At 71.6% G+C, this 20,431-nt stretch carries 17 protein-coding genes and 1 tRNA gene; 15 read left to right on the top strand and 3 right to left on the bottom strand.

All coding sequences use genetic code 11. The features are described from left to right. The first annotated feature begins 14 nt into the window (after positions 1-14). The 6 genes from ADK41_RS37935 (at position 15) to ADK41_RS37910 (ending at position 5,887) form a co-directional block, all read left to right on the top strand. On the top strand, positions 15-971 hold the full coding sequence (locus ADK41_RS37935; RefSeq protein WP_030832427.1) for a carbohydrate ABC transporter permease: 957 nt from the start codon (positions 15-17) through the stop codon (positions 969-971). Beyond that, a complete protein-coding gene (locus ADK41_RS37930; RefSeq protein WP_030832428.1) occupies positions 968-1,843 on the top strand; it encodes a carbohydrate ABC transporter permease in 876 nt (291 codons plus the stop codon). Before ADK41_RS37935 ends, ADK41_RS37930 begins: the two co-directional genes overlap by 4 nt. Before the next feature lie 10 nt (positions 1,844-1,853). Next, positions 1,854-2,453, top strand: coding sequence for a hypothetical protein (locus ADK41_RS37925; protein ID WP_030832431.1), 600 nt, complete (start codon positions 1,854-1,856; stop codon positions 2,451-2,453). 100 nt (positions 2,454-2,553) lie between these two features. Beyond that, entirely contained in the window at positions 2,554-5,292 is a 2,739-nt protein-coding gene (locus tag ADK41_RS37920) for a hypothetical protein (protein ID WP_030832434.1), read from the top strand. Positions 5,293-5,326: 34 nt separating this feature from the next. Beyond that, the gene (locus tag ADK41_RS37915) at positions 5,327-5,776 is read left to right on the top strand and encodes an SRPBCC family protein (protein ID WP_030832437.1); all 450 of its coding nucleotides are present in this window, start codon (positions 5,327-5,329) and stop codon (positions 5,774-5,776) included. 39 nt (positions 5,777-5,815) lie between these two features. After that, positions 5,816-5,887 (top strand) — tRNA-Val (locus ADK41_RS37910). 60 nt (positions 5,888-5,947) lie between these two features. On the opposite strand, the gene ADK41_RS37905 is transcribed toward ADK41_RS37910, so the two are convergent. Next, positions 5,948-6,673 (bottom strand): 3'-5' exonuclease, encoded by a 726-nt coding sequence (locus tag ADK41_RS37905; protein ID WP_030832440.1) that lies wholly within the window; start codon positions 6,671-6,673, stop codon positions 5,948-5,950. A gap of 168 nt (positions 6,674-6,841) precedes the next feature. Between ADK41_RS37905 and ADK41_RS37900 the strand changes: the two genes are divergently transcribed. The 4 genes from ADK41_RS37900 (at position 6,842) to ADK41_RS37885 (ending at position 11,359) form a co-directional block, all read left to right on the top strand. Beyond that, complete coding sequence (locus tag ADK41_RS37900) at positions 6,842-7,408, top strand: DUF4365 domain-containing protein (RefSeq protein WP_030832450.1); 567 nt, start codon at positions 6,842-6,844, stop codon at positions 7,406-7,408. Further along, positions 7,405-8,637 (top strand): hypothetical protein, encoded by a 1,233-nt coding sequence (locus tag ADK41_RS43795; RefSeq protein WP_030832453.1) that lies wholly within the window; start codon positions 7,405-7,407, stop codon positions 8,635-8,637. The genes ADK41_RS37900 and ADK41_RS43795 overlap by 4 nt, the downstream gene beginning before the upstream one ends. Before the next feature lie 93 nt (positions 8,638-8,730). Further along, a complete protein-coding gene (thrS, locus tag ADK41_RS37890) occupies positions 8,731-10,710 on the top strand; it encodes a threonine--tRNA ligase (protein WP_030832457.1) in 1,980 nt (659 codons plus the stop codon). An 82-nt stretch (positions 10,711-10,792) separates the two neighbouring features. Continuing rightward, positions 10,793-11,359 carry an HIT family protein gene (locus ADK41_RS37885; RefSeq protein WP_030832460.1) on the top strand — a complete coding sequence of 189 codons (567 nt, stop codon included), beginning with the start codon at positions 10,793-10,795 and terminating at the stop codon, positions 11,357-11,359. Positions 11,360-11,453: 94 nt separating this feature from the next. Here ADK41_RS37885 and ADK41_RS37880 read toward each other — a convergent pair whose 3' ends face one another. Both ADK41_RS37880 and ADK41_RS37875 read right to left on the bottom strand, forming a co-directional pair. Further along, positions 11,454-13,109 (bottom strand): hypothetical protein, encoded by a 1,656-nt coding sequence (locus tag ADK41_RS37880; protein WP_030832462.1) that lies wholly within the window; start codon positions 13,107-13,109, stop codon positions 11,454-11,456. Positions 13,110-13,326: 217 nt separating this feature from the next. Then, the gene (locus ADK41_RS37875) at positions 13,327-15,525 is read right to left on the bottom strand and encodes an elongation factor G-like protein EF-G2 (RefSeq protein ID WP_030832464.1); all 2,199 of its coding nucleotides are present in this window, start codon (positions 15,523-15,525) and stop codon (positions 13,327-13,329) included. 468 nt (positions 15,526-15,993) lie between these two features. Between ADK41_RS37875 and pgsA the strand changes: the two genes are divergently transcribed. The 5 genes from pgsA (at position 15,994) to pdxS (ending at position 20,424) form a co-directional block, all read left to right on the top strand. Then, positions 15,994-16,665 (top strand): phosphatidylinositol phosphate synthase, encoded by a 672-nt coding sequence (gene pgsA / locus ADK41_RS37870; RefSeq protein ID WP_030832467.1) that lies wholly within the window; start codon positions 15,994-15,996, stop codon positions 16,663-16,665. Further along, on the top strand, positions 16,662-17,603 hold the full coding sequence (locus ADK41_RS37865; protein WP_030832470.1) for a phosphatidylinositol mannoside acyltransferase: 942 nt from the start codon (positions 16,662-16,664) through the stop codon (positions 17,601-17,603). Before pgsA ends, ADK41_RS37865 begins: the two co-directional genes overlap by 4 nt. Then, the gene (locus ADK41_RS37860) at positions 17,600-18,763 is read left to right on the top strand and encodes a glycosyltransferase family 4 protein (RefSeq protein WP_030832472.1); all 1,164 of its coding nucleotides are present in this window, start codon (positions 17,600-17,602) and stop codon (positions 18,761-18,763) included. The genes ADK41_RS37865 and ADK41_RS37860 overlap by 4 nt, the downstream gene beginning before the upstream one ends. Positions 18,764-18,822: 59 nt before the next feature. Continuing rightward, the gene (locus tag ADK41_RS37855; RefSeq protein WP_030832474.1) at positions 18,823-19,374 is read left to right on the top strand and encodes a hypothetical protein; all 552 of its coding nucleotides are present in this window, start codon (positions 18,823-18,825) and stop codon (positions 19,372-19,374) included. A 138-nt stretch (positions 19,375-19,512) separates the two neighbouring features. Then, on the top strand, positions 19,513-20,424 hold the full coding sequence (pdxS, locus tag ADK41_RS37850; protein ID WP_030832476.1) for a pyridoxal 5'-phosphate synthase lyase subunit PdxS: 912 nt from the start codon (positions 19,513-19,515) through the stop codon (positions 20,422-20,424). The last annotated feature ends 7 nt before the right edge of the window (positions 20,425-20,431 follow it).

The following is a 20,431-nucleotide window of genomic DNA, read 5'->3' as shown; positions in this document are numbered from 1 at the left end:
GGGGACGTACCACCATGACGCTCGTCAAGGAAGCGCCCGCGCGCCCGGCCGGGAAGCGGCCCGCCGCTCCCGCCGCCGGGCGGCGCGGGCGGCGCCGCGAGACTCTCGCCGGCTATCTCTTCATGTCGCCGTGGATCGCGGGGTTCCTGCTGCTCACGGCGGGGCCGATGATCGCGTCGCTGTACTACGCGTTCACCAGCTACAACCTGTTCACGCCGCCCCAGTGGGTGGGGCTGGACAACTTCACGACGATGTTCCAGGACCCGCGCTGGCAGAAGTCGGTCGAGGTCACCCTCAAGTACGTCGTCGTGGCGACCCCCCTGAAGCTGCTGCTCGCGCTCGGCGTCGCGCTGCTGCTCGCGCAGAAGCGGCGCGGGCAGGGCCTGTACCGGGCCGCGTTCTACATGCCCTCGCTCATCGGCGCCAGCGTCTCCGTCGGCTTCGTGTGGCGGGCGCTGTTCTCGGACGACGCGGTCGTGGACCGTACGCAGAAGATCTTCGGGCTCGACGTGGGCGGCTGGATCGGCAACCCGGACTACGTCATCTACGCCCTGGTGGCCCTGAGCATCTGGCAGTTCGGCGCCCCCATGGTCATCTTCCTGGCCGGCCTCAAGCAGGTCCCGCAGGAGCTGTACGAGGCCGCCGAGATGGACGGCGCCGGACCGCTGCGCAGGTTCTGGAACGTCACGCTGCCGATGATCTCCCCGGTGCTGTTCTTCAACGTGCTGCTGGAGTCCATCCACGCGTTCCAGGTGTTCGGCTCCGCCTACGTCGTCTCCGACACCCGGTGCGGGCCCGCCGACGCCACGCTCGTCTACACCTGTTACCTCTACCAGAAGGGCTTCAAGGAGGCCCAGATGGGCTTCGCCTCCGCGATGGCCTGGACGCTGGTGATCGCGGTGGCGCTCGTGACGGCGGTCCTGTTCTGGTCGCAGAAGAAGTGGGTGCACTACGAGGAGGCCGCCAAGTGACCAGTGCCACCAGCCCTGCCCTGCCCACCGCCGGCGAGCGGCGGCGCGTCGGATCGATCGCCTGGCACGTGGGCGCGCTCCTCGTCCTCGCGGTCGTCCTCTATCCCGTGATCTGGGTGGTCGGCGCCTCGTTCAAGCCGAGCAAGGACATCATCGCCAGCCTCGACCTGCTGCCCACCGCGCCGGTCTGGGCGAACTTCTCCGGGCTCGCCGACGGCATCTCCGGCATCTCCATCGGCAGTTTCTTCTGGAACTCGCTGATGTACGCGGTCCTCGCCGTGGTCGGTGTCGTGCTGTCCAGCTCGCTGACCGCGTACGCCTTCGCCAAGATCCGGTTCGCCGGGCGGAACCTGCTCTTCACCCTGATGATCGGCACGCTGCTGCTGCCGTACCACGTGCTGCTCATCCCGCAGTACGTGCTCTTCCGCAACCTCGAGCTCACCGACACCCTGGTGCCGCTCGTCGCGGGCAAGTTCCTGGCCACGGAAGCCTTCTTCGTCTTCCTGATGGTGCAGTTCATGCGCGGACTGCCCAGGGAGCTGGACGAGGCCGCCAAGCTCGACGGCTGCGGGCACCTGCGCACCTACTGGTCGATCGTGCTGCCGCTGAGCCGGCCCGCGATCATCACCAGCGCGATCTTCACCTTCATCAACGCCTGGAACGACTTCATGGGGCCGCTGATCTACCTCAACACCCCCGAGAAGTACACCGTCTCGCTCGGCCTGATGATGTTCCGCGACCAGGAGGGCGTCTCCAACTACGGCAGCATGATCGCGATGTCGCTGGTGGCGCTGGTGCCGGTCATCGCCTTCTTCATGGCCTTCCAGCGCTACCTCATCGACGGCATGGCGACCTCCGGACTGAAGGGCTGAGGCGGTCACCATGGTGCAAGCACGCGTGAAGGCGCGCACCTCGCGCAGGGAGTCCGTGTTCGGCGAGCGCTTCGCGGTCTTCGCCGAGTGCCTGCTCACCGGCGTGTGGATCGCCGTGGCCTGCCTCGGGGGCGTCACCTACCCCGCGGCCTTCGCCGCCGGCGCCCGGCACCTGTGGCGTCGTACCACCCACCAGGACGGCGGTCTGCGGGAGTTCGTCCTGGACTTCCGCACCGCCGTGCGCGGCGGGTGGGCCGTCGGGCTCGCCGGGTGGGCCGTGGCCGCCGCGGTGTGGGTGGACGTCCTGGCCGCGCGGGCCGGACTCCCCGGTGGGCCGCTCGTCGGGGCCGTCGGAGTCTTCGCGCTGATCGGGGCCGCCGTGGCCCTGCTGCGGGCGGCCGCGCTCTGGGCGCCCGGCACGACCTGGCGGGCACTGCTCGCGGACGCCGGCCGGCGCACCGTGCTCGATCCCGCCGGATCCTTCCTGCTCGTCTGCGGACTGGCCGTCGTGGCCCTGTCCGGGTGGTTCGCCCCGCCGCTGGCGGTCCCCGTCCTGGGGGCCGTCGCGGCGGCGGCCGTCGCCGTGGAGGAGCGGTACCGGCACCGCTGACGGACGGTGCCCCTCTGTGGAGGCCGGCGCTCCGGCGCCGCACCTCTGTCTGTCATGCCCTTGACATCACCTTGCAATGCAGCAAAGGAAAGGAAAGGCCATGTCCCCCATCCCCCGCAGATCCCTGCTCAAGGCGGCCGCCGTCGCCGGAGCCGCCGCCCAGTTCAGCTGGGCCCTGGGAACGCGGAACGCCGCCGCCGCGCCCCGCGCGGAAGCCGCCGACGCCGACCCGGTCACCCTCGACTGGCTGGAGGACGGCGGCCTCGGCGCGGCCCCCGGCTCCACCGTCGGCGTGCCCTGGCCCAAGGGCGCCCACCAGGAGGACCAGACCTTCGCGCTGACCGACGCCGACGGGAAGTCCGTCCCCGTCCAGTCCTGGCCGATCGCCTACTGGCCCGACGGCTCCCTCAAGTGGACCGCGCACGCCGTGAGCTCCGGGTCCGGCAAGCTCACCCTGGCCCCCGGGGCGCCCGCAGCGGCCCCCGAGAAGAAGGTCACCGTCGACAGGCGCGGCGGCACCGTCGACGTCTCGACCGGCGTCATCACCGCCCGGATCGGCACGTCCGGCCACACGATCGTCAAGTCGGTCACCCGCGGCTCCACCGAGATCGCCAGGAACGGCCGCCTCGTCGTCCTGCGCCAGCCCGAGTACGAGGACGGCGACCAGACCACCGTCAGGACCGAACGCTTCGACGGCGCCGTCTCCGACGTCACCGTCGAACAGGAGGGCCCCGTCCGCGCGGTCGTCCGTATCGACGGCACGCACCGCAAGGGCCACCGCGACCTGCTGCCCTTCTCCATCCGTCTCTACTTCTACGCCGGCGCCGACTCCTTCCGCATGGTGCACACCATCACCTACGACGGGAAGCAGGAGCCCGGCAAGGCGAGCGGCGACTTCATCCGGGGCCTCGGCGTCCGCTTCACCGTCCCCCTGCGCGACGAGTCCTACGACCGGCACATCCGCCTCGGCGGCGAGGGCACCGGTCTGCTCCGCGAGGCCGTCAAGGGCATCACCGGACTGCGCCGCGACCCGGGAGCCGCCGTCCAGGCCGCCCAGTTCGCCGGCGAGAAGCTCCCCGACCCCGCCACCTGGGACCAGCGGGTCACCACCCGCCTGCAGTACATCCCCGAATGGGGCGACTACACCCTCTCCCAGCTCTCCGCCGACGGCTTCACCCTGCGCAAGCGCACCAAGAAGGGCTACGGCTGGATCGGCGCCGGCGGCGGCCGGCGCGCCTCCGGCTTCGGCTACGTCGGCGGCGTCACCGGCGGCCTCTCCTTCGGCCTGCGCGACTTCTGGGAGAAGCACCCCGCCCAGCTCGACATCCGCGACGCCCACACCGACGAGGCCGAGGTCACCCTCTGGCTCTGGTCACCCGAGGCCCAGCCCATGGACCTGCGCTTCTACCACGACGGCATGGGCCAGGACACCTTCCCCGAACAGCTCGAGGGCCTCAACATCACCTACGAGGACTACGAGCCCGGGTTCGGCACCCCGTACGGCATCGCCCGCACCTCCGAACTCCTCTTCTGGGCCAACGAGTCCACCCCGAGCGCCGAGAAGCTCGCCGAGCAGGTCGAGGCCGTCCGCGTCCTCCCGCAGCTCGCCGCCCCGCCCGGGCAGCTGATCGGCGCCGGGGTCTTCGGCAAGGGCCTGTTCGCCGAACCGGACCGCTCCACCCCGGCCAAGGCGAAGATCGAGGACCACCTCGACTTCCTCTTCACCTACTACAAGGACCAGGTGGAGCAGCGCCGCTGGTACGGCTTCTGGGACTACGGCGACATCATGCACACCTACGACACCGTGCGGCACCAGTGGCGGTACGACGTCGGCGGCTACGCCTGGGACAACTCCGAGCTCTCGCCCGACCTGTGGCTCTGGTACGCGTACCTGCGCTCCGGCCGCGCCGACATCTTCCGCTTCGCCGAGGCGATGACCCGCCACACCGGCGAGGTCGACGTCTACCACATCGGCAAGTGGGCCGGCCTCGGCACCCGGCACGGCGTCCAGCACTTCGCCGACAGCGCCAAGCAGCAGCGCATCGCCAACACCACCTACCGCCGCTACTACTACTTCCTCACCGCCGACGAACGCGTCGGCGACCTGATGCACGCCAACGTCGACTCCGACGAGACCTTCCTCGTCCTCGACCCCATCCGCAAGATCCGCACCGAGCCGTACACCCCGGACCGCAACGCCCTGTCGATCGGCTTCGGCACCGACTGGAGCGGACTGGTCTCCGCCTGGCTCACCGAGTGGGAACGCAAGGGTCCCAAGTGGGAGAAGGCCAAGGCCCGCGTGCTCTCCACCATGAAGACCATCGCCGCCCAGCCCAACGGCTTCGTCCAGGGCAGCGGCCTGTACGACCTCGACACCGGCGAGTTCGCCGTCGCCGACACCCCGAAGGTCGAGGTCTCCCACCTGTCGGCCGTCTTCGGCCTGGGCGAACTCTGCGCCGAGCTCATCGACCTCGTCGACATGCCGGAGTTCAACGAGGCGTACTACGACTACTGCCGCTACTTCAACGCGAGCAAGACGGAACAGGCCGCGCGCTACGGCTCCCACTTCGGCAGCCTGATCCTCTTCCAGGGCCACTCCCGCCTCGACGCCTACGCCGCCGTGCGGACCGGCGACGAGAAGCTGGCGAAGCGGGCGTGGCAGAAGTTCTACGACTCCGACGGCTACAAGGAGTCGGCGCCCTGGAAGACCGAGAAGGTCAGCGGCCCCATGGCCCTGGTCGCCGGCAGTGAGGCCGCCTGGGTGTCCACCAACGACACCGCGCTCTACGGCCTCGCCGCCATCGAGAACCTGGCGCTGCTGGGGGACCGCATGCCGTAGGCACATCACGGGCGCGGACGGGAACACGACGTCCATGGACTGGAACCATTACCGCTTCCGCAGTCTGTGGACCCTGTCCGCGCCCACCCCGGTGGTCTACCGCGTCCTGGAGCGGATCGAGGACTACCCCCTGTGGTGGCCCCAGGTACGGGACGTCACCCGGCTCGACGACACCAACGGGATCGTCACGATCCGCTCCCTCCTGCCGTACGACCTGACCTCGACCGTGCGGGAGGGACGGCGCGACCCGGAGACCGGGATCCTGGAGGTCGGCCTGTCCGGCGACATCGACGGCTGGGCCCGCTGGACCGTCACCCGCCTGGGACCCCACGGCTGCCTCGCCCACTACGAGCAGGAGGCCGACGTCCGCAAGCCGCTGCTGCGCCTGCTCGCCGTGCCGGGACGGCCCGTCCTGCGCGCCAACCACGCCCTGATGATGCGGGCCGGCCGGCGCGGCCTGGCCGCCCACCTGGAAGCGGTTTGAAGGAACCCTTCCCGGACCTGTATTGTTCAGTGCGTTCCCGGGCGATTAGCTCAGTGGGAGAGCGCTTCGTTCACACCGAAGAGGTCACTGGTTCGAACCCAGTATCGCCCACCGGGAAAGCCGGTCCGTCTCGACGGACCGGCTTTTTGCATCCCCGGCGAAGGGCGGTCCTCACGCCGCCGCCGGCAGGTCCGGCCGCAGCGGCCAGGCCGGGTCCACCACCTCGTCCGTGCCCGTGCGCGCGAACCACGCCTGCAGTCCCCGCGCCTGCGCCGCGTGCCACACCGCCTGCAGGGCGTGCAGCTCGCCGGGGGACAGCCGCTCCAGCCGCGAGGCGAAACGCCGCCCGACCGCCCGGGTGACCTCCAGCGCGGCCACCGCGTCCGCCGCCGCGTCGTGCGCCGCCTCCAGCTCGACGCCGTAGTACGCGCACAGGTCGGTCAGCGTGCGCCGGCCCTTGCGGTAGCGGTCCAGGTGCTTGTCCAGCACCCGGGGGTCCAGCACCAGCAGCGGCGTCCGCTCGAACCAGCGGCCCAGCGACGACGCCCGGTGCCTGCGCAACTCCCGGTCCAGCAGGGTGAGGTCGAACGGCGCGTTCATCACCACCAGCGGACGGCCCACCCTGGCCTGCTCCGCCAGCGCCTGAGCGATCTCGTACATCACCGGCGCCGGCCAGCGGCCGTTGCGCTGCAGGTGATCGTCCGTCAGTCCGTGCACCTCCGTCGCCCCGGCCGGCACCGGCACCCCAGGATTCACCAGCCACCGGGTCACCCGCGGCCGGACGCCCGGCGCGTCCTGCACGACGAGGGCGGCCGACACGATCCGGTCGGCCTCGACGTCCACACCCGTCGTCTCCGTGTCGAAAGCGGCCAACGGCCCTTCGTACCAGCACGCCATACCCAACAACCCCTCGTCCACCATCGGCAGTCGACGCACCGTCCGCTGCCCGAACCGGTGATACCCGGCCTGTTTGCGCCGTACGCCGGAAGGAGACAACAGGAGTACGGGTCTTTGCAGTTCAGCGACCCGCAACGGGGAAAGACTTGTTCTGGAAGGCTGTTGGCCATGGCCATCGCGCAGCCCGAGCGGGGCGGGCTGCTGCCCGAGCGCACGCCACCTGCTCGCGGCACTCTCGCCACCACCGCCTGCATGGAGACCCTGCAGGTCGGCTATCTGCACGCCGTCGCGGCCGCCGCGGGCTGCTCGCTCTCCCAGCCGTTCCCGGACAACGGCATCGACTGGCACGTCAGCCACAGCGCCCCCGGCCACGCCGTCGACGACGAGGTCACCATCAAGGTGCAGCTCAAGGCGACCTACCAGCTCCCCCCGAACCCGCCGGGCCGCTCCTTCTCCTTCACGCTCGACAACGCGCACCTGGAGAAGCTCGCCCGCACCCCGGTCTCGGTGCACAGGATCCTGGTCGTGATGATCGTGCCGCGCGCCCGGGACGACTGGCTGCGCGCCGGCCACGACCGGCTCGACCTGCGGCACTGCTGCTACTGGACCAACCTCGCCGGACACCCGGTCACCGGCCGGCGCCGCACCACCGTACGGATCCCCACCGCACGCGTCTTCGACGACCGGGCGCTGTGCGAGATCATGACGCGGGTCGGGACGGGAGGGAAACCGTGACGCACCGCCCGACCGGGGAGCCCCTGAGGCCCGTACGCCCGCATCCCGCCGACGCCTACGACGGCCGGCCGCGCGATCCCGCCGACATCGACCCCGCCGTGCTCACCGCCCTCCTGCACCGGCACGGCTGGCAGCGGCGCGGCGGCGCCGCCGGACGCTACGACCGCTGGACCCCGCCCGGGCCGGGCACCGGCACCAGCCTGCTGGTCCCGGCCTCCCGCGCCTTCCCCGACGGCGAGGACCTGCTCGCCGAGGCCCTGCTCGCCCTGTCCCGCAGCGCCACCCCCTCCGCCCGCGAGATCCTGCTCGCCCTCGCCGTGCCCAGCGACGAGATCCACTGGTGGCGCGACACACCGGCCGGGCCCGGCGGCGCCACCGCCTGGACCGCGGAGGAACGGCTGCGCTCCGCCGCCCGCCGGACCCTCCTCGCCGCGGCGCTCGCCACCCGCGCGCAAGCCGGCTTCCACGGCGCCCGGCACCGCCGCCAGGCCGCCGCGGCCCTGGACGCCGTCCTCGTCGGACCGGCGCCCGGCGGACGCCGGCTGACCGCGTTCGCCCCCGTCACCACCGGCCGTTCCCTCGCCGTACGCCTCCACCACGCCCTGCACGCCACCCGCGAGGCCGTCGACCACCGCCGCGCCACCGGCGGCATGGACGCCTTCGACACGGCCGTCACGGCGGGCGTCAGCCATGAGCTCACCGAGGCCCTCGTCGCCCTGGTCCGGGGCGCCGAGGGCGCCCGGATCACCGTGGCCTGGGCCCCGGCGGCCGGTGTGCCCGAGGGCTGCGCCGCCTCCGCGGAACCCGTCGAGTTCTCGCCCGCCGACCTGCCCGTCCTGCTCGAGGCCGGTCTGCGCTACCGGCGCGCGGAGCCGTCCGTCACGGTGCTGATCACCGGCGCGGTGGTACGGATGCACAGACCGGGTCAGCGCGGCGAGGGCGTGGTCCGGCTGCGCGTGCTCGCCGGGGCCGAGGTCGGCCACGTCCGGATCGCGCTCGGCGAGGAGGACTACCGCGTCGCCGGGCACGCGCACCTCGTCGGACTTCCGGTGCGGGTGCGCGGGCGGCTGGAGAGCCGGGGCGGTTTCCGCCGGCTCACCGACGTCGGAGAGCTGGCACCGGTGCAGGTCGACGAGGCCGAACGGGACCGGCTGATGAAGGCGTTCCAGGCGAACGCCGAGACCGCGGCCTTCTTCGGGGAGGCCTGCGGACCGGACGACGGGGAATGATTTCGCGGTCGGCGGTCCCGGGTCGGTACGATCGCACCCATGCGTGCGCTCCGGTATGGCGCCGCGACCACAGCCTTCAGTCAGGAGAGACCGGTGTCAGACGTCCGTGTGATCATCCAACGCGATTCCGAGCGGGAAGAACGCGTGGTGACGACGGGCACCACGGCCGCCGAGCTCTTCGCCGGCGAGCGCTCGGTCATCGCCGCGCGCGTGGCCGGTGAGCTCAAGGACCTCTCCTACGAGGTCGGGGACGGCGAGACCGTCGAGGGCGTGGAGATCTCCTCCGAGGACGGTCTGAACATCCTGCGCCACTCCACCGCGCACGTCATGGCCCAGGCCGTGCAGGAGCTGTTCCCCGAGGCCAAGCTGGGCATCGGCCCGCCGATCCGGGACGGCTTCTACTACGACTTCGACGTGGACAAGCCCTTCCACCCCGATGACCTCAAGGCCATCGAGAAGAAGATGCAGGAGATCCAGAAGCGCGGCCAGCGCTTCTCCCGCCGCGTCGTCACCGACGACGCGGCCCGCGAGGAGCTGGCGGACGAGCCGTACAAGATGGAGCTCATCGGCCTCAAGGGCAACGCCGCGCAGGCCGCCGACGGCGCCGACGCCGAGATCGGCGCAGGTGAGCTGACCATCTACGACAACCTCGACGCCAAGACCGGTGAGCTGTGCTGGAAGGACCTGTGCCGTGGTCCGCACCTGCCGACCACCCGCACCATCCCGGCCTTCAAGCTGATGCGCTCGGCCGCCGCCTACTGGCGCGGCAGTGAGAAGAACCCGCAGCTCCAGCGCATCTACGGCACCGCCTGGCCGACCAAGGACGAGCTGAAGGCGTACCTGGACTTCCTGGCCGAAGCCGAGAAGCGCGACCACCGCAAGCTCGGCTCCGAGCTGGACCTCTTCTCCTTCCCCGACGAGCTGGGCCCCGGCCTCGCGGTGTTCCACCCCAAGGGCGGTGTGGTCCGCAAGGTCATGGAGGACTACTCGCGCCGCCGGCACGAGGTCTCCGGGTACGAGTTCGTGAACACCCCGCACATCTCGAAGGAGCACCTCTTCGAGATCTCGGGGCACCTGCCGCACTACGCGGAGGGCATGTTCCCGCCCATCCAGTTCGACGAGCAGAACTACCGCCTCAAGGCGATGAACTGCCCGATGCACAATCTGGTCTTCAAGTCGCGCGGGCGTTCCTACCGTGAACTGCCTCTGCGCCTCTTCGAGTTCGGGACCGTGTACCGGTACGAGAAGTCGGGCGTCGTGCACGGCCTGACCCGCTCGCGCGGCTTCACCCAGGACGACTCGCACATCTACTGCACCAAGGAGCAGATGCCCGAGGAGCTGGACACGCTCCTGACCTTCGTCCTGGACCTGCTGCGCGACTACGGCCTGAACGAGTTCGAGCTGGAGCTGTCCACCCGCGACGACTCCGACAAGTTCATCGGCTCGGACGAGGACTGGGCGGAGGCCACCGAGGCGCTGCGCCAGGCGGCGGAGAAGCAGAACCTTCCGCTGGTCCCGGACCCGGGCGGCGCGGCCTACTACGGACCGAAGATCTCCGTGCAGGCGCGCGACGCCATCGGTCGCTCCTGGCAGATGTCGACCATCCAGGTCGACTTCAACCAGCCCAAGCGGTTCGGTCTCGAGTACACCGCCGCGGACGGCTCGCGTCAGCAGCCCGTCATGATCCACCGTGCGCTGTTCGGCTCCATCGAGCGATTCTTCGGTGTCCTGCTCGAGCACTACGCGGGCGCGTTCCCGGCGTGGCTCGCCCCGGTCCAGGCGGTCGGCATCCCGATCGGCGACGCGCACGTCGATTACCTGGAGAAGTTCGCGGACACGGCCCGCAGGCAGGGACTGCGCGTCGAGGTCGACTCCTCCTCGGACCGCATGCAGAAGAAGATCCGCAACGCCCAGAAGCAGAAGGTGCCCTTCATGGTCATCGCGGGCGACGAGGACATGACGAACGGCGCGGTCTCCTTCCGCTACCGCGACGGCTCCCAGGAGAACGGCATCCCCCTCGACGAGGCCATCGCGAAGATCGCGAAGGTCGTCGAGGAGCGGACGCAGGTCTGACCGTACGGGCGGTTCCGAGGCCCCCGGGAGCGATCCCGGGGGCCTTTTCCACGGTCCTCCGGTGACGCCATATGCTGCACGCATGACGAGTGAGCCGGAGCAGCAGTGGGGAGTGGGCACGCAGGACGCGTTCCAGCGTCTGTGGACGCCCCACCGGATGGCGTACATCCAGGGCGAGAACAAGCCGAGCGGCCCGGGCGCCGACGACGGCTGTCCCTTCTGCTCCCTCCCGGCCAAGTCCGACGAGGACGGGCTGATCCTGCGGCGCGGCGAGCGGGTCTACGCGGTGCTCAACCTCTACCCGTACACGGGCGGCCACCTGATGACCGTGCCGTACCGGCACGTGGCCGACTACACGGACCTCACCGCGGAGGAGACGGCGGAGCTCGCCGAGCTCACCAAGCAGGCGATGACGGCACTGCGCACCGCGTCGGGCGCGCACGGCTTCAACATCGGCATGAACCAGGGCACGGTCGCGGGCGCGGGCATCGCCGCCCACCTGCACCAGCACATCGTCCCGCGCTGGGGCGGCGACACGAACTTCATGCCGGTGGTCGGCCACACGAAGGTGCTGCCGCAGCTCCTGGCGGACACGAGGAAGATGCTCGCGGAGGCGTGGCCGGCATCGGACAGCCCGTCCGGCGTTTGAGGACGAGGCCCGTTCAGGGCCGACGGGGGTCCAGGACGCAGCCCTGGACCCCCGTCACCGTGACACCTCCCGCGGCCGTCCGACCGCCGGAGGCCTACGCGTCGTACACGTCGGCCTTCCGCGGCGAAGCGTCCTGCACCGCCGTGCTGAGGAACGACGACCGCGACCCGAACTTCTCCGTGTCCACCCCGTTCTCCGCCAGTACCTTGATCGCCGCGGAGTGCACCGCCCGCAGCACCGGCGTGGCCGCCCGCAACGCGTCGTCCGCCATGAACCGGTGCCGCCACGGCTTGTCCGCCCACGCGTGCCGCAGACCGAACGGCTCCGGCAGGCTCAGTTTGCCGCCCAGCCAGTACAGCAGCGGCGGATACCAGGTCAGCGGCGCCCGGGCGGCCAGGCGCACCACCTCGTCCGCGTCGACCAGCGGGAGCTTCACCTTCCGGGTCTCCCAGAACCTGATCGACTTCTGGACCTCCTTCTCCTTCGCCGAGGGCCCGCTGGTGAACAGCGAGTGCACCGGCCCCAGCGCGTGCCCGGTCACCTCGATGCGCAGCGTCTCGTGCAGCACGGTCACGGTGATCAGCATGGTGATCACCAGCTGGCCGTCCCACAGCGTCCACTGCACGCCCAGGTAGTGCCGGTCGCCCGCGCCGAACTGCTGCTTGTTGCAGATCTCCTGTATGGCGTGCGACTTGACCTGGTACGCCTCGACGTCCGTGCCCTCGGGCCGGGAGACCGCGTCGGCGTTCTCCCCGATGGGCGTGACGATCCAGTGCCGTACCGACGGCTTGGGGAAGCCTCCGGTGTGCAGCGGCCCGCGCTCCAGCATCCGCAGCCGGTCGTAGACGGCCTTGACGACGTCCCAGCTGCGGAACGGGTTGATCTCCCGGTCCGCGTCGGCGGGCACCAGTTCCTCGGCGAGCTGCCAGCTGCCCCAGCGCGTGCCCATGCCGAGTATGCCCTTGGGCCCGGCGTAGAAGACGGAGTTGGACTGCTGTTCGGCGCTGAGCCGGGCCAGGGACTGGCGCAGCTGCTCGGCCGCCGTCTCACCGGGGCTGGAGGGGACCGCCTCGGGCACCTTGGCGCCGACGCTGCTGCCGGAGAGCAGGCTGCTCCACCGCTCCCGCAGGTCCCTCGCGGTGCGCTCGCAGATCTGCTTGGCCCAGAACCAGCCCACCACCGGGGCGACCACCGACGCGCGCGCGTACCAGCCCCAGAACCCGTCGAACGGCATGCGGACCAGGAACAGCACGGCGAGGGCGCCCACCGCGACCAGCAGGGTGGTGGCGAGCGCGCCGGCCCGCTTGTCCTCCCGCCTGGCCATCGTCGTACGGATCTGGAAGACCAGCAGCCACACGAGCAGACCGGGCAGGAAGAGCAGCCCGCACAGCACCATGACGGCGCTCAGCCAGTTGTCCCGCTCGCGGCGGATGCGGTGCGCCGCCAGCGCGTGCTCGACCACCACCTGGGGCTGGGTGCCGAAGGACTGGATGAGCGGCGCGCGGCCGGAGCCGAGCATCCGGTCGATGATCGCCCTGGAGAACGCCTCGCCCAGATTCGGCCGGAACAGCTTCATCCTGGGCTTGCCGACGGCCGACTTGTGCCACTCGTTGTTGGCCTTGAGTATCTCCTCGGCCTCGTTGTCCCGGTAGGCCGCCGAGGCCAGCGCGAACGTCGGCGTCTGCCCCTCGTCGCCCGTGCGCGGCACCTGCGGACCGAAGAAGTCCGCGTAACCGCTCTCAACGGTCATTCCCGCCCCCGATCGCCGCGACTGTCGTCTTGCGGCCTTCCCGACTTCCCTGCTGCGCACACCTGTTGATCAGGTCTTCAGCGTATCCGTACCCACGGTCGTCCGTCGGCGGACGGCCGAAGCCGTCCGCCACCACGGAGTGAAGCATTCCGAAGTCGTCCCGGCACAAGAGGCGCACGCGGGCGCACACCGACTCACCGGGGGCGCCCGGAGCCCGCTACGAGGCGGCACGCGCCTCTTCCCTGACCCGCTCCGCCACGTGCGGCGGCATGGGTTCGTGCCGCGCGTACCGACGGCTGAACCGGGCGGTGCCGTGCGCGAGGGAGCGCAGGTCGACGGCGTACCGGTCGATCTCGATCTCCGGGACCTCGGCCTTGACGAGGGTGCGTCCGCCGGGCGACTGCTCGGTGCCGAGCACCCGGCCGCGCCGGCCGGACAGGTCGCTCATCACGGGGCCGACGTAGTCGTCGCCGACCAGGACGCTCACCTCGGCCACCGGCTCCAGCAGATGGATCCTCGCGTCCACGGCCGCCTCCCGCAGGGCCAGCGCGCCGGCCGTCTGGAACGCGGCGTCGGAGGAGTCCACCGAGTGCGCCTTGCCGTCCAGCAGGGTCACCCGCACGTCGATGAGCGGATGTCCCGCGGCGACCCCCTTGAGGGCCTGGGTCCGTACGCCCTTCTCGACGGAGGGGATGAACTGGCGCGGCACCGCTCCGCCGACCACCTTGTCGACGAACTCGATGCCCGAGCCGTTCGGCAGCGGCTCCACCTCGATCTCGCAGATGGCGAACTGTCCGTGTCCGCCGGACTGCTTGACGTGCCGGCCGCGCCCGGCCGCCCTGCCGCCGAAGGTCTCCCTGAGCGACACGCGGTGGGGCACGACGTCGACCTGGACGCCGTAGCGGCCGCGCAGCCGCTCCAGGGCCACGTCCGCGTGTGCCTCGCCCAGGCACCACAGCACCACCTGGTGGGTGTCCTGGTTCTGTTCCAGCCGCATCGTCGGGTCCTCGGCCACCAGCCGGGACAGCCCTTGCGAGAGCTTGTCCTCGTCGGGTTTGCTGTGCGCCTGGATGGCCAGCGGCAGCAACGGGTCGGGCATGTCCCACGGCTCCACGAGGAGCGGGTCGTCCTTGGCGGACAGGGTGTCCCCGGTCTCCGCGCGGCTGAGCTTCGCCACGCACGCGAGGTCGCCCGCGATGACGTGGGAGACGGGCCGCTGCTGTTTGCCGAACGGCGTGGACAGGGCGCCGATCCGTTCGTCGACGTCGTGGTCCTCGTGGCCGCGGTCGGCGAGACCGTGCCCGGAGACGTGCACGGTCTGGTCGGCGCGCAGGGTGCCGGAGAAGAGCCGGACCAGGGAGAGCCGGCCGACGTACGGGTCGGAGGAGGTCTTCACGACCTCCGCGACCAGCGGGGCGTCCGGGTCGCACGGTTCCAGCTCGCGCGGCCTGCCGTCGAGGGTGGTCACGTTCGGGGCGCCGTGCTCCAGCGGGGTCGGGAAGCCGCCGGTGACCAAGTCCAGCAGTTCGACCGTGCCGAGTCCCTGGCGCGCGCCGTCGGCGGCGGGCGCGGCGGCCAGGACGGGGAAGAACGCCCCGCGCGCGACCGCCCGTTCCAGGTCCCCGATCAGCGTCTCGACGTCGACCTGCTCGCCGCCGAGATAGCGGTCCATGAGGGTCTCGTCCTCACTTTCGGCGATGATCCCCTCGATGAGCCGGCCACGGGCCTCCTCGAGCGGCGGCAGCCGCTCACCGTCGGGCTCGGACTCCTCGCGCTCGCCGGTGGAGTAGTCGAACAGCTTCCGTGACAGCAGTCCGGTCAGACCCGTCACGGGTGCGTGCCCGTCGGGTCCCTCCGGGCCGTGCAGCGGCAGGTACAGCGGCAGCACGGCGTCGGGGTCGTCGCCGCCGAACGTCTCCGCGCAGACGCGGGTCATCTCCTCGAAGTCCGCCCGGGCCGCCTCCAGGTGCGTGACGACGATGGCGCGCGGCATGCCGACCGCCGCGCACTCGTCCCACACCATGCGGGTCGAGCCGTCCACGCCGTCCGAGGCCGAGACGACGAAGAGGGCCGCGTCCGCCGCCCGCAGACCGGCCCTGAGCTCCCCGACGAAGTCGGCGTATCCGGGAGTGTCCAGCAGGTTGACCTTGACGCCGTCCCATTCGAGGGGCACCAGGGAGAGCTGTACGGAGCGCTGCTGCCGGTGCGCGATGTCGTCGTAGTCGGAGACGGTGCCGCCGTCCTCCACGCGGCCCGCCCGGTTCACCGCCCCCGCGGTCAGCGCGAGAGCCTCCACCAGAGTCGTCTTGCCCGATCCGGAGGGGCCGACCAGCACCACGTTCCGTACGGACGTGGGGTGACCGGCCGCCTGCGCCCTGCCGGCGGCTCCGGGGTGTGTGTGCGCCTTGTCGCCCATGATCCTGCCTCCCGTGCACGGTGAGGTCACTGTGGGCGCGGACCCGCGGAATCCGCGTGCGGTGCGGCTCCGGCGACGCCCGCGGTCCTTCGAGCTTTCCACTCCCGTCACGGTGCGTCCATACGAAGGACGTGATCCCGGCGTCCGGCCCCCTCGCAAAGGCGTGTCCCGCGGCCCGGGGAGCCGGGCGGCGGGGGCGACCCGGGCAGGGGGAGTCCCGCCGCCCGGACGGAGCAGGGCGTGGGACCGGCGGGCGACGACGACGCGGCCGGGGCACCGCCCACGCCCTTCGGGCAGCGGGAAGCGCGCGCCGGGCACCGCGTCCGCGGCACGATCCGTCGGACAGGGGTCCGCCCCCCGCGCGGGCGTACGGGTGCCCCGCCGTCGCCCGCGCGTGCGCGTGGCTACGATTGGGCCCGCCGGGTGGCCAGCAGGGGCCGCGCGGCCTCACCGACCGTCGGGAAGGCCATGCTGAACAAGTACGCGCGTGCATTCTTCACGCGTGTCCTCACACCGTTCGCCGCGTTTCTCATCCGGCGGGGGGTCAGCCCCGACACGGTCACGCTCATCGGCACCGCGGGAGTGGTCGCGGGCGCGCTGGTCTTCTACCCCATGGGTGAGTTCTTCTGGGGCACGGTCGTGATCACGCTGTTCGTGTTCTCCGACCTCGTCGACGGCAACATGGCCCGCCAGCTGGGCCGCTCCAGCCGCTGGGGCGCCTTCCTGGACTCGACCCTGGACCGGGTCGCCGACGGAGCGATCTTCGGCGGCTTCGCCCTCTGGTACGCCGGGGGCGGCGACGACGTCGCCCTGTGCGCGGTGTCGATCTTCTGTCTGGCCAGCGGCCAGGTGGTGTCGTACACCAAGGCGCGCGGCGAGTCGATCGGCCTGCCGGTCGCCGTCAACGGGCTGGTCGAGCGGGCCGAACGGCTGGTGGTCTCGCTGGTCGCGGCCGGTCTGGCGGGCCTGCACGCGTTCGGTGTGCCCGGCATCCAGTACCTGCTGCCGGTCGCCCTGTGGATCGTCGCCGTCGGCAGCCTGGTCACGCTGATCCAGCGGGTGGTCACCGTGCGCCGGGAGTCCGCCGAGGCGGAGGCCGCGGAGCGGCAGGGGGCCCGGGGGAGCGAGGCCGCGAAGTGAGCGCCCAGGAGCGGCTGGCCGACGCCCTGTACGGCGCCGGCTGGAGCACCGTCAAGAAGCTCCCCGAGCCCGTCGCCGTCCGTCTCGGCCGGAGCATCGCCGACCTCGCGTGGAAGCGGCGCGGCAAGGGCGTGCTCCGGCTGGAGAGCAACTACGCGCGCGTCGTGCCGGACGCGGGCCCGGAGCGGCTGGCCGAGCTCTCCCGCGCGGGCATGCGGTCGTACCTGCGCTACTGGATGGAGTCCTTCCGGCTGCCCGCCTGGAGCCCCGAGCGCATCGCGGACGGCCTCGACGTCAAGGACCTCCACCACCTGACCGAGGGCATGGCGGCCGGCAAGGGCGTCGTCCTCGCGCTGCCGCACCTCGCCAACTGGGACCTCGCCGGCGCCTGGGTCACCACGAAGCTGGGCATACCGTTCACCACCGTCGCCGAGCGGCTGAAGCCGGAGACGCTGTACGACCGTTTCGTCGCCTACCGCGAGGGCCTCGGCATGGAGGTGCTCCCGCACAGCGGCGGCTCCGCCTTCGGCACCCTGGCCCGGCGGCTGCGCGACGGCGGCCTGGTCTGCCTGGTCGCCGACCGCGACCTGTCCTCCTCCGGCGTCGAGGTCGACTTCTTCGGCGAGACCGCCCCGATGCCGGCCGGACCCGCCCTGCTCGCCCAGCAGACCGGGGCCCGGCTGCTGCCGGTGACCCTCTGGTACGACGACTCGCCGGTGATGCGCGGCCGGGTGCATCCGCCGGTCGAGGTCCCCGCGTCAGGTACGCGCCCCGAGAAGACGTCCGTCATGACACAGGCGCTGGCCGACGCCTTCGCCACGGGGATCGCCGACCATCCGGAGGACTGGCACATGCTGCAGCGCTTGTGGCTGAGGGACCTCGACCCCGCGCGGGGGCCCGCGACCGCCCCCGGGCAGGACCGGAAGGGGACCTCGTGAGGATCGGCATCGTCTGCCCGTACTCCTGGGACGTGCCGGGAGGCGTCCAGTTCCACATCCGTGACCTGGCCGAGTACTTCATCCGGCTCGGCCACGAGGTGTCCGTCCTCGCCCCGGCCGACGACGACACCCCGCTGCCGCCGTACGTCGTCTCGGCCGGCCGCGCGGTGCCGGTGCCGTACAACGGGTCGGTGGCCCGGCTCAACTTCGGCTTCCTGTCCGCCGCGCGGGTACGGCGCTGGCTGCACGAGGGCGCCTTCGACGTCGTCCACATCCACGAACCGACCTCGCCCTCGCTCGGCCTGCTGACCTGCTGGGCGGCCGAGGGGCCGATCGTCGCCACCTTCCACACCTCCAACCCGCGCTCCCGCGCGATGATCGCCGCGTACGCGATCCTCCAGGCCGCCCTGGAGAAGATCAGCGCGCGGATCGCGGTCAGCGAGTACGCCCGCCGCACCCTCGTCGAACACCTGGGCGGCGACGCGGTGGTCATCCCCAACGGCGTCGACGTCGACTTCTTCGCCAAGGCCGAACCCCGGCCCGAGTGGCAGGGCGACACCATCGGCTTCATCGGCCGGATCGACGAGCCCCGCAAGGGCCTGCCGGTGCTGATGAAGGCCCTGCCGAAGATCCTCGCCGCCCGGCCGCGGACGCGACTGCTGGTCGCCGGGCGCGGCGACGAGGAGGAGGCGGTCGAGTCGCTGCCCCGGGAGCTGCGCCCGCGCGTGGAGTTCCTCGGCATGGTCAGCGACGAGGACAAGGCCCGCTTCCTGCGCAGCGTCGACCTGTACGTGGCGCCCAACACCGGCGGGGAGAGCTTCGGCATCATCCTGGTCGAGGCGATGTCGGCGGGCGCGCCGGTGCTCGCCTCCGACCTGGACGCGTTCGCCCAGGTCCTCGACCAAGGGGCGGCGGGCGAGCTGTTCGCCAACGAGGACCCGGACGCGCTCGCGCAGGCGGCGGTACGGCTCCTGGAGGACCCGGAACGCCGCGCGGAGCTCCGCGAACGCGGCAGCGCCCACGTCCGCCGCTTCGACTGGTCGACGGTCGGCGCGGACATCCTGTCGGTCTACGAGACGGTGACGGCGGGCGCGGCGGCGGTGGCGACGGACGACCGCGCGACGGGGCTGAGGGCCCGGCTGGGCCTGGCCAGGGACTGAGGCCCGAAGGGGGCCCGGCGGCGCGGTCCCCGAGGACGCCCCCGGTAGCCTTGCCGCCCGTGACCGCAACCCTCGCCTGGACCCTCGTCGCCCTCGTCGCCCTCGTCGCCATCGGCCTCTACCTGAGCTGGACGGCGGGACGCCTGGACCGGCTGCACGCCCGGATCGACGCCGCCCGGGCCGCGCTCGACGCCCAGCTGCTGCGCCGTGCCTCCGTGGCCCAGGAACTGGCCACCTCGGGCGTGCTCGACCCCGCCGCGTCGATCGTGCTCTACGAGGCCGCGCACGCCGCGCGGCAGGCGGTCGAGGAGCAGCGCGAGGTCGCGGAGAGCGAGCTCAGCCAGGCACTGCGCGCGGTGCTCGGCGACGCGCAGCAGGTGGACGTGGTCCGGGAGGCGCCCGGGGGAGAGGAGACGGCCCTGGAGCTCGCCGAGGCGGTGCGCAGGGTGCCGATGGCCCGCCGCTTCCACAACGACGCCGTACGGGCGGCACGGGCGCTGCGACGGCACCGCAAGGTGCGCTGGTTCCGGCTGGCCGGACACGCGCCCTTCCCGATGGCCTTCGAGATGGACGACGAGCCGCCGGCCGCGCTGATCGAGCGGGCCGCGTAACGGCCCGGAACGCTCCGCGCGGGAGACCGCTTCGCCCGAAAACGATCCACCGGCTCCTCATTGGCCCTTGCTGTGGACTGCTCCGTTCACGTTTCCTCGGTGCTGCAGAGATCCCCTCCCCCTTCAGCGAGGTCATTCGTGTCCAGCACGCTCTCCGAAAACCAGGGTCCCGAGACCGGTACCGCCCGCGTGAAGCGCGGCATGGCCGAACAGCTCAAGGGCGGCGTGATCATGGACGTCGTCACGCCGGAGCAGGCCAAGATCGCCGAGGACGCGGGCGCCGTCGCCGTCATGGCCCTGGAGCGGGTCCCGGCCGACATCCGCAAGGACGGCGGCGTGGCCCGGATGTCCGACCCGGACATGATCGAGGGCATCATCGACGCGGTCTCCATCCCCGTGATGGCCAAGTCCCGCATCGGCCACTTCGTCGAGGCCCAGGTGCTGCAGTCCCTCGGCGTCGACTACATCGACGAGTCCGAGGTCCTCACCCCGGCCGACGAGGTCAACCACTCCGACAAGTGGGCCTTCACCACCCCGTTCGTCTGCGGCGCCACCAACCTGGGCGAGGCCCTGCGCCGGATCGCCGAGGGCGCCGCCATGATCCGCTCCAAGGGCGAGGCCGGCACCGGCAACGTCGTCGAGGCCGTACGCCACCTGCGTCAGATCAAGAACGAGATCGCCCGCCTGCGCGGTTACGACAACAACGAGCTGTACGCCGCCGCCAAGGAGCTGCGCGCCCCGTACGAGCTGGTCAAGGAGGTCGCCGCGCTGGGCAAGCTCCCCGTGGTCCTCTTCTCCGCCGGCGGCGTGGCCACCCCGGCCGACGCGGCGCTGATGCGCCAGCTCGGCGCCGAGGGCGTCTTCGTCGGCTCCGGCATCTTCAAGTCCGGCGACCCGGCCAAGCGCGCCGCCGCCATCGTCAAGGCGACCACCTTCTACGACGACCCGAAGATCATCGCGGACGCGTCCCGCAACCTCGGCGAGGCCATGGTCGGCATCAACTGCGACACCCTCCCCGAGACCGAGCGCTACGCCAACCGCGGCTGGTGACCCACCC

Source organism: Streptomyces caelestis (assembly GCF_001279005.1).
In the GTDB taxonomy this organism is placed as follows: Bacteria; Actinomycetota; Actinomycetes; order Streptomycetales; family Streptomycetaceae; genus Streptomyces; species Streptomyces heliomycini.
This window is presented reverse-complemented; position numbering and strand designations above follow the sequence as displayed.

Coding starts and splice junctions, on each gene's coding strand:
- ADK41_RS37905 (WP_030832440.1), bottom strand. CDS start 6,673: ATGGCGTGCTGGTACGAAGGGCCGTTGGCCGCTTTCGACACGGAGACG.
- ADK41_RS37900 (WP_030832450.1), top strand. CDS start 6,842: ATGGCCATCGCGCAGCCCGAGCGGGGCGGGCTGCTGCCCGAGCGCACG.
- ADK41_RS37920 (WP_030832434.1), top strand. CDS start 2,554: ATGTCCCCCATCCCCCGCAGATCCCTGCTCAAGGCGGCCGCCGTCGCC.
- ADK41_RS37875 (WP_030832464.1), bottom strand. CDS start 15,525: ATGGGCGACAAGGCGCACACACACCCCGGAGCCGCCGGCAGGGCGCAG.
- pgsA (WP_030832467.1), top strand. CDS start 15,994: ATGCTGAACAAGTACGCGCGTGCATTCTTCACGCGTGTCCTCACACCG.
- ADK41_RS37935 (WP_030832427.1), top strand. CDS start 15: ATGACGCTCGTCAAGGAAGCGCCCGCGCGCCCGGCCGGGAAGCGGCCC.
- ADK41_RS37885 (WP_030832460.1), top strand. CDS start 10,793: ATGACGAGTGAGCCGGAGCAGCAGTGGGGAGTGGGCACGCAGGACGCG.
- ADK41_RS37915 (WP_030832437.1), top strand. CDS start 5,327: ATGGACTGGAACCATTACCGCTTCCGCAGTCTGTGGACCCTGTCCGCG.
- ADK41_RS37880 (WP_030832462.1), bottom strand. CDS start 13,109: ATGACCGTTGAGAGCGGTTACGCGGACTTCTTCGGTCCGCAGGTGCCG.
- ADK41_RS37925 (WP_030832431.1), top strand. CDS start 1,854: ATGGTGCAAGCACGCGTGAAGGCGCGCACCTCGCGCAGGGAGTCCGTG.